Origin of the sequence: Faecalicoccus sp., from assembly GCF_036552745.1 — a bacterium.
Classification (GTDB): domain Bacteria; phylum Bacillota_I; class Bacilli_A; order Erysipelotrichales; family Erysipelotrichaceae; genus Faecalicoccus.
In genome coordinates, this window is sequence record NZ_JAXKBY010000106.1 from 1 (window position 1) to 8,133 (window position 8,133).

Here is an 8,133-nt window from a genome sequence, read left to right on the forward strand (position 1 = left end):
ACATATGATATAAGAAGAAATCATGCAGATCATAGGAACCTAATACTTCTTCTGTTTTTTGTTGGATGTTTCCTTTCTCATCCGGTGGTAATAGCTCAGGTGATACCGGTGTATCGCAAATATCCATCAGTACATCACAAAGTGGTTGGTTGCCTTCTTTTTTTGCTTTAAGGGCAAAGCTTTCTACAATATAGCGAACTAAGGTCTTAGGAACACTGGCATTGACGGCATACATGCTCATATGATCACCATTATAAGTACACCAGCCAAGAGCCAGTTCACTTAGATCACCAGTTCCTACTACAAACCCGTTGTATTTATTGGCTAGATCCATAAGAATTTGTGTTCGTTCTCTGGCCTGTGAGTTTTCGTAGGTAATATCATGCCGATTTATATCGTGGCCAATATCTTTAAAATGTTGATAAACTGCATCGGCAATGGAAATTTCTTCACGAGAAACCTGCAACAACTGCATCAGTGTATGAGAGTTGTTTTTTGTGCGGTCTGTCGTACCAAAGCCAGGCATAGTAATCGCATGGATTCCGGCAGGATCTAAATGACAGATTTTAAAGGCTTCATGACATACTAATAAAGCCAGAGTGGAGTCCAATCCACCACTGATACCGATGACAACACTGTTTCCATGGATTTTCTTTAAACGGGTTGCCAGCCCTTGTGCCTGAATGCGTAAAATATCCTGACAGCGTTCCATGCGTTTTTCCATCTGTTTAGGAACAAAAGGATAGGCATCCATATTTCGTTTTAATTCAATGGCATCTATAGGCTTGCTGGCAAAAGAGATGACCAGTGTATTTTCTTCTTTTTCTTCCATGCTCGTTTTAAAATGCATACGATCGTGTAAAAGATGCTGAAGATCGATTTCACTAACGATATATTCATTGGTATCCTGCATTGTCTTTTCAGCTAAAAGACTGCCGTTTTCCGCAATCAGATTGTGTCCGCTAAAGACCAGATCGCTGCTGCTTTCATCCGGGCCGGCACTGGCATAGACATAGCCGCTGTAACATGCAGCACTTTGATGTAAGACCAGATCTTTTCGATAGCTTTGTTTGGAGATAATTTCGTTGGAAGCGCTGCAGTTACAAAGAATGTTGGCACCGGCTAAGGCAAGGCGGGAACTAACGGGAATCGTTACCCATAGATCTTCACAGATTTCCACACCGATGCAGGCAGAAGTTGTCTTATCTTTAAACACAATTTGATTGGATACCGGTACTTCTTTTCCAAAAAGAGAAATGGTCGCATTTTTCTTGAGATCCTTGGCACTGGAAAACCATCGCTTTTCATAGTATTCGTTATACATCGGCACATATGTTTTTACATAGATGCCTAATACTTCCTGGTTAAAGCATACTGCAGCACAGTTATATAATTTGTCATCAATGGCAAGGGGAAGTCCTACAATGACGACCTGATTGTCAGGAATGTTTTGTACCAGCTCTTCCAGGGCACTTTTACTTTCTCTTAATAACAAATCTTCATAAAAAAGATCCTGACATGTATAACCGCTGATACAAAGCTCCGGAAATACGGCACACTGGGTATCTGCAGGCAGTTGCTTTAAAACCGCAAGGATCGATCGTACATTGGCCTGCGGATCACCAATGGCTACCGATGGGGAACAGGCAGCTACTTTATAATATTGAAATCGTTTCATAATCACACTCTTTTCATTAGTTCTAGTATAGTCAATAACATGATCAAAAAAAAGGTTTTGTTAGTCAAAGTCTGTTCGTACAAAGCGCACCCGCCCTAAAATACGAACAGGAATTTCTTCGATTTCCTGAGGGGTAAAGTATTTAGGCTCATATTTAGGATTGGAAGCTTCTAAAATCATGAGATTCTTTTTATAGCGTACTTTTTTGACTGTGGCTTCTTCACCAATCAGCACGACTGCGATTTTTCCATCTTCTACTACATCACATTTTTGTACATAGACAAGATCGCCATCGTAAATGTGCGACCCTTCCATGGAATCGCCTTGAATGCGTAAAAAATAATCGCCTTTTTTGGCATCACTGGCGTTGACTTCAACATATCCTTCGATCTGCTGCTCGGCAAATAAATCATAGCCAGCCTTGGCAAAGCCTAAAATAGGTTTGACACACTCACCGTCATTATTGAGAACTTTTTCGATGTCACAATCTAAGACATGAGCAATTTTTTTAAGCGTTGTTTTCTTTAATTCGGTGCTTTCTTCATTGATCCATCGATAATAGGTGGAAGTAGAAACGCCGATTTTTTGAGCCATGGCGGCGTGATTCAAATTATTCTGTAGTTCGTATTGAATCAAAAGTTCTTTTAAACGCATAGTATTCCTCCGTGCTTATATCATAACAGAAAAATCTATATTTTGCGAAATAAAAGGATAAAAAAAGTTAAAAATTTCCCAAATCTATCTTGAATTTAGGAAATTAAATCGTTACTATGACAATGGTGATTCGATGAAGAATAAACAGAAACAATATTTGTGCATTGATTTTAAATCGTTTTATGCCTCCGTGGAATGTGTAGAAAGAGGTCTGGATCCTTTTCAAGTCAATTTAGTGGTGGCCGATCCCGATCGGGGCGGTGGAGCCATTACTTTAGCCGCAACACCGGCTATTAAAAAATTAGGCGTACCAAGTCGTGGGCGGATCTTTCAGATTCCTAAGAATATTTCTTATAAAATAGCACCGCCACGCATGCACTTATATATGGAGTATGCCGCAAAGATCTATGGAATTTTTCTAAAATATATTTCACCGGATGATATTGTCGTATATTCGATCGATGAATCCTTTTTTGATGTGACCTCCTATCTAGAGTTGTATCAGACAACAGCGCCTAAACTGGCTAAAAAAATCATTGCGGATGTATATGAGCAGACAGGTATAACATCGGCAGCCGGTATTGGAAACAATTTGTTTTTGGCAAAGGTGGCCCTGGATATTACAGCGAAGCATGCACCGGATAATATAGGTATTCTGGATGAAGATACCTTTTATAAAACATTGTGGCATCATCAGCCATTAACTGATTTTTGGATGATAGGACAGGGAATTTCTAAGCGATTGTATCGATTGGGAATTCGTGATTTGTGGCAGGTGACTAAATGCCCACCAGAGATTTTATACAAGGAGTTTGGTGTTAATGCCGAGATTTTGATCGATCATGCCTGGGGGAAAGAATGTGTGGAAATTCAAGATATCAAAGCATACCAGCCGCGCTCGAATTCCATATCTAACAGTCAGATTCTTTTTAAAGACTATAATTATGAGGACGCTTTGATTATCTTAAAAGAGATGGTGGATGCCAATGTTCTTGTTTTGACACAACGACATCTGGTTACTGACCATATCGGTTTGTTCGTCGGTTATTCAAAGGATGTGCGCAAGGCCAGTCGCGGCTCTTGTGCTATCACCAATCGAACGAATTCCTATTCTTTATTGATGAAAGAGTTTGTCTTGTTGTATGAAAGAATTACCGATCGAACAGCGCCGATTCGTCAAATTGCTATTACATTAGGCCATGTGCGAGATGAAAAATATGAACAATACGATTTGTTTACCGATACAGAAAAAGTTTTGCAGGAAAGAAAACTTCAGCAGACATTGGTACAGATTCGCGAGCGGTTTGGTAAAAATGCGGTACTAAAAGGCATCAATGGACTAAATCAGGCAACGGCAAAATACAGGAATCAGACGATTGGTGGTCATAAGGCATGATGTCCCGGCAACAAAGAGCGTATATCTTTCAGGCCTTTGATGCCTTGAAGGGCTTTCGAGAGCTTTTAAGAGAGAAAGAACGAATCGTTGTCGAAAAACGAGAATTGTCGGAGGATGATTTAGATATGCTGGATCAAAGAATTCATGAAGTACAAAAAGGGGATATTATCAAAATCATCTATTATGATGGAAAAGAATATATTCAAAAAACCGGAACACTTACTAAAATTGATTTGGAAGCACGATATATGCAGATTGTAAAAGAAAAAATTGATTTAGATCGAATCGTTGAAATAGAGGTTGAAAAAAGAGCTTGTGAGGAATAGTGCATATTTCTTGTTTGTATAGATTGGATAGCCTATAATTCTTTCCAATCAAAGAAGGAGGAAGTGCCATGAGCATTTATGATTATATACTGGAAACAGGAGAAGGCAGAGCTTTCCAATTAGATGAGTGGAAAGGGAAAGTGATTTTAATTGTGAATACGGCAACAGGTTGTGGCTTTACACCACAATATAAAGATCTTGAGTCGATGTATGAGGAATTTCATGAGAAAGGTTTGGAAATTTTAGATATACCTTGTAACCAGTTTGCCAATCAGACACCTGAAAGTGATGAAGAAATTCACCAATTCTGCACATTAAAATACAATACACAGTTTCCACAGATGAAAAAATCGGATGTGAATGGGCCTGATCAATTGCCTTTGTATGCCTACTTAAAATCACAACAAGACTTTAAGGGATTTGGAAAAGGCGTTAAGGCCATGGCCATGAATGCGATGTTAAAGAAAATAGATAAAGACTACAAAAAGAATCCGGATATTAAATGGAATTTCACAAAGTTTTTGGTCGATCGTCAGGGACATGTCGTTGCCCGCTTTGAACCAACAGAAAAAATGGATCTCATCAAAGAAGCGATACAGAAATTATTATGAAGCAAAAAACACTGCAGTGGATAGAAACATTCTTGTTTCTGGTTTTAAATTTATCGATCTTTTATGCCGGTGCTGATCATCCGGTACCCAAAGGATTTATTTGGCTTGTACTGTGGATTGTTCTGATAAGCCTTTTGCAGCATATATATTTAGGATGGTTTTTAAAAGAAGTTCGTAAAAAGGATTTTTTATGTCTTCATTTATTCGTTTATATAGGTATGGGAATCATATCTCTTTTCTATCTAATACATGGAAGAATTTATAGAGAATATTTGTTATTTGTATTTTTTATTCTGGGGATATTTGTCCTGTACGGCTTTGTCTTTTATGTGATCAATCGATGGTTAGCTCGTAAGTTTTTATGATAGGTATTTCTAATCAAAAATATTTGTTATACTAAAATCATGTTGAAACAGGAAAATGTTAAGATTCGAAAAATACAGCCACAGGATGATTTGACTTTAGCCAAAATTATCCGAAATAGTCTGAAAAGTGTACATTTAGATCAGCCGTGTACAGCATATTTTGATGAAAATCTGGATCATTTAAGCCAGTATTATCAGAAAGAAAACCGGTGGTATTGGGTTTTGGAGGTAAATCAAAAAGTGATGGGTGGCATAGGTCTGGAGCGCTTTGCGTATTTTCCCAACTGTTTAGAAGTTCAAAAGTGTTATTTATGCCCGGAAGCCAGAAATAAAGGATGGGGATATCAATTGTTGGAAATAGTAGAACAGGAAGCAATTCAAAAAGGGTATGAGATGTTGTATCTGGAAACACATTCGATATTAAAACCGGCTATAGCCTTATACAGAAAACGAGGTTTTCAGGAAATAGAGCGTCCTGCCTGTATAGTTCATAGTAAAATGGATCGCTTTTTTATCAAGAAATTGGAGGTACAACCATGCGATTAAAAAGCTTATTTCAAATTGATATTGATGCCGGAGTTGAAGTCTATAAAATGGCAAAGAATGGAATTCTTTTAGATGTAAGAACAAATCAGGAATATGCACAAGGACATATCCCTGAAAGTATAAATATCGATTTAGCTTCTTTAGATCAGGTTTTAGAAAAGATACCGGATAAAAAAACACCGGTCTTTGTTTATTGTCGAAGTGGAGCCAGGAGCAGCCGTGCTGTTCGACAAATGAAAAAAGCCGGTTATTTTGATGTAACAAACATCGGTGGTATTGAAAACTATCATGGTAAGCTGGAAAAATAAGCGAATCAGGAAAACTTTTGTTCTAAGTGAAGAATATTTCGCACACCATTGACAAATAAACTGACAATCAATGCGGAAATAATGGTTCCAATGCCTAAACCGTTTAGATGTCCAAAGAATAGAAAAGATAGTAAGAGTGCGATACCCATTAGTGTGGTATCAAATGCGACCTTTGTTTTACCGAAATTCGTGTGAAATGTATCGGAAATGGCTTGTACGGCACCTTCGCCGGGTACAAACATAATTTTAGGTGCAACTTCAAAATTAATACCTATAGCTAGAACCAGACAGCCAAGAATCAAAGTGAGCATCTGTATCCAAATGCTGGAAAGCTCTAAAAAGGAAAGCAGGCTCATACTAAAATCAATGGAACTGGTAAAGAGAGAGAATATTGACACCAAATTGCAAGCATTGCAGGGCTTAAAATTTTTTCTTGAGCAAGATGATTTGCACAAGGATAAAAAGTGAATTGATCAAAAAAGTGGTCATTCCAAAAGAAAACGAAGGGAATTGTAAGGATAGCACATAAGGAATACTGGAAATAGGAGATGTTCCTAAAGCGCCCTTTGTGATCAAAGCGATACCGAAAGAGTTGATCAAAACACCAATGATAAAATATAACCATTTTTTGATAAAATCCATAAGGCCCCTCCCCCTGTGTATTTCAGCACAAAATTGTTAGTTAAGAATTAACCGGTTTTTAACTTGTTTTTGAGACCGAAACAGTCTATCCTGTTAGGAGGAGGGATGAAAATGATTAAAAATTTTCCAAAAAATGAGGCGGTTCAGCTGCGGAATATGCTGATGTACAGCCCTAGTCAGTCTTTGACGAAGACATTTGTTGATTCACCTGATTTTTCCATGATCATGCATTCATTATGGCATGATGGAGAAATGATCTTACCGGCAGATGATCGCGACATCTTTATTACTTGTATGGAAGGAGCCTTAATAGTTTCCTTACAGAATAAAGAGCTGTATATCGTTCGTCAGGGGGAATCGTTGTTGATCGAAACAGATCAAGAGTATCGAATCATCGCAAAACAGAACTGTAAATTTTTGATTATCAATACCAGAGATTAATGTTCAGAAGAGTCCGGATGGGCTTTTTTTATGGTAACTTTTTTATCTTAAACATGAAAAGAAGTATAGTTGAAGATTGTTTCTAATATTGTCTTTATATATAAGTATTCCTTTTAGGCATAGTTTTTTAATGGTTATAGGTATTTTGAATCCATCAATAATTGTGGTAAGGTAATCTTGTAAAGATATTTGATTCTATGATGAGATGGATGATTTTTATGCGATAAATATCATTCATATGACTCTGAAATAGCACAAAATTAAATTTTGAATGTTACTAAAGAAAGGGAAAAGAACAAAATGAAAACGATACACAAATTAACGTTATCTGCTTTATTTTTGGCGATAGGATTTGTGTTTCCTTTTTTTACCGGACAGATTCCGCAAATTGGAAGCATGTTATTACCAATGCATATACCGGTATTTTTATGCGGATTGTTATGTGGATGGGAGTATGGACTAGGTGTTGGCCTGATCTTACCGATAGTAAGAAGCTTGGTTTTTGGAATGCCGCCATTATTTCCAACGGCCATCGCAATGGCATTTGAACTAGCTACTTACGGTGGTGTGATTGGTTATGTGTATAACCATGCGAAATGGCAATGCATCAAACAACTTTACATTGCCTTATTTATCTCCATGATTGCCGGAAGAGTGGTATGGGCCATTGCTACCTGTCTATTAGTAGGAGTATCAAATGTCAGTGCTATGATGTTGATCAATGGAGCTGTCTTGACCGCAATACCAGGCATTGTCGTTCAATTGATCTTGATTCCAATGATCATGGCTACGTTGGATAAAACAAAAGTAGTTCCATTCAAAAAGCTGCCTGAAGTATCTAAAACACAAACGATGTAAACCAGTCCATGCGACTGGTTTTTAATATGCTATAAAAAAAGAACCGGTATGTTTTACCGATTCCGTGTTATTACTTTTGTGCCATTTTTTCACGATATAAGGCTCTACGATCTTGTGCTGTAAGTCCTTTTTTGCGGATGCGGATCGCATCGGGTGTCACTTCTACCAATTCATCATCATTGATCCATTCCAAAGCTTCTTCGAGAGAAAATACTCTTGGCGGTGTCAACAACATGGCTTCATCACGTCCGCTGGAACGAATGGCGGTCAGCTTCTTATTCTTCAAAGGATTGACATCCATATCGATA

Annotated in this window: 12 protein-coding genes and 1 pseudogene; 8 read left to right on the forward strand and 5 right to left on the reverse strand. The window is 37.8% G+C overall.

The annotated features are described in order from the left end of the window. Together U0M88_RS05130 and U0M88_RS05135 are read right to left on the reverse strand one after the other, a co-directional pair. A partial coding sequence (locus U0M88_RS05130; RefSeq protein WP_331869123.1) for an NAD(+) synthase occupies nt 1-1,678 on the reverse strand: 1,678 nt, incomplete at its 3' end. A 60-nt stretch (nt 1,679-1,738) separates the two neighbouring features. After that, nucleotides 1,739-2,332 (reverse strand): LexA family protein, encoded by a 594-nt coding sequence (locus U0M88_RS05135; RefSeq protein WP_331869124.1) that lies wholly within the window; start codon nt 2,330-2,332, stop codon nt 1,739-1,741. A 133-nt stretch (nt 2,333-2,465) separates the two neighbouring features. On the opposite strand from U0M88_RS05135, the gene U0M88_RS05140 reads away from it, so the two are divergent. The 6 genes from U0M88_RS05140 (at nt 2,466) to U0M88_RS05165 (ending at nt 5,884) form a co-directional block, all read left to right on the forward strand. After that, entirely contained in the window at nt 2,466-3,728 is a 1,263-nt protein-coding gene (locus tag U0M88_RS05140; RefSeq protein WP_331869125.1) for a Y-family DNA polymerase, read from the forward strand. Further along, nucleotides 3,725-4,054 (forward strand): YolD-like family protein, encoded by a 330-nt coding sequence (locus U0M88_RS05145; protein ID WP_117446114.1) that lies wholly within the window; start codon nt 3,725-3,727, stop codon nt 4,052-4,054. The genes U0M88_RS05140 and U0M88_RS05145 overlap by 4 nt, the downstream gene beginning before the upstream one ends. A 68-nt stretch (nt 4,055-4,122) precedes the next feature. Further along, entirely contained in the window at nt 4,123-4,665 is a 543-nt protein-coding gene (locus U0M88_RS05150) for a glutathione peroxidase (protein WP_117446115.1), read from the forward strand. Further along, nucleotides 4,662-5,030 carry a hypothetical protein gene (locus U0M88_RS05155; protein WP_168964980.1) on the forward strand — a complete coding sequence of 123 codons (369 nt, stop codon included), beginning with the start codon at nt 4,662-4,664 and terminating at the stop codon, nt 5,028-5,030. Before U0M88_RS05150 ends, U0M88_RS05155 begins: the two co-directional genes overlap by 4 nt. 39 nt (nt 5,031-5,069) lie before the next feature. Further along, a complete protein-coding gene (locus tag U0M88_RS05160; protein WP_331869126.1) occupies nt 5,070-5,576 on the forward strand; it encodes a GNAT family N-acetyltransferase in 507 nt (168 codons plus the stop codon). Next, entirely contained in the window at nt 5,567-5,884 is a 318-nt protein-coding gene (locus U0M88_RS05165; RefSeq protein ID WP_168964978.1) for a rhodanese-like domain-containing protein, read from the forward strand. The genes U0M88_RS05160 and U0M88_RS05165 overlap by 10 nt, the downstream gene beginning before the upstream one ends. 5 nt (nt 5,885-5,889) lie before the next feature. On the opposite strand, the gene U0M88_RS05170 is transcribed toward U0M88_RS05165, so the two are convergent. Next, nucleotides 5,890-6,339, reverse strand: a complete 450-nt coding sequence (locus U0M88_RS05170; protein ID WP_366144478.1) for a DUF6198 family protein — start codon at nt 6,337-6,339, stop codon at nt 5,890-5,892. Beyond that, nucleotides 6,305-6,526: a DUF6198 family protein gene (locus tag U0M88_RS05175; RefSeq protein WP_117446121.1), complete on the reverse strand. Its 222-nt coding sequence runs from the start codon at nt 6,524-6,526 to the stop codon at nt 6,305-6,307. The genes U0M88_RS05170 and U0M88_RS05175 overlap by 35 nt, the downstream gene beginning before the upstream one ends. 111 nt (nt 6,527-6,637) lie before the next feature. On the opposite strand from U0M88_RS05175, the gene U0M88_RS05180 reads away from it, so the two are divergent. Together U0M88_RS05180 and U0M88_RS05185 are read left to right on the forward strand one after the other, a co-directional pair. Further along, a complete protein-coding gene (locus tag U0M88_RS05180) occupies nt 6,638-6,967 on the forward strand; it encodes a hypothetical protein (RefSeq protein ID WP_117446122.1) in 330 nt (109 codons plus the stop codon). A 300-nt stretch (nt 6,968-7,267) separates the two neighbouring features. Beyond that, entirely contained in the window at nt 7,268-7,825 is a 558-nt protein-coding gene (locus U0M88_RS05185) for an ECF transporter S component (protein WP_117446123.1), read from the forward strand. 70 nt (nt 7,826-7,895) lie between these two features. Here the strand turns inward: U0M88_RS05185 and U0M88_RS05190 are convergent. Continuing rightward, nucleotides 7,896-8,133 (reverse strand): annotated as a pseudogene (locus U0M88_RS05190) (translational GTPase TypA); the annotation flags it as partial.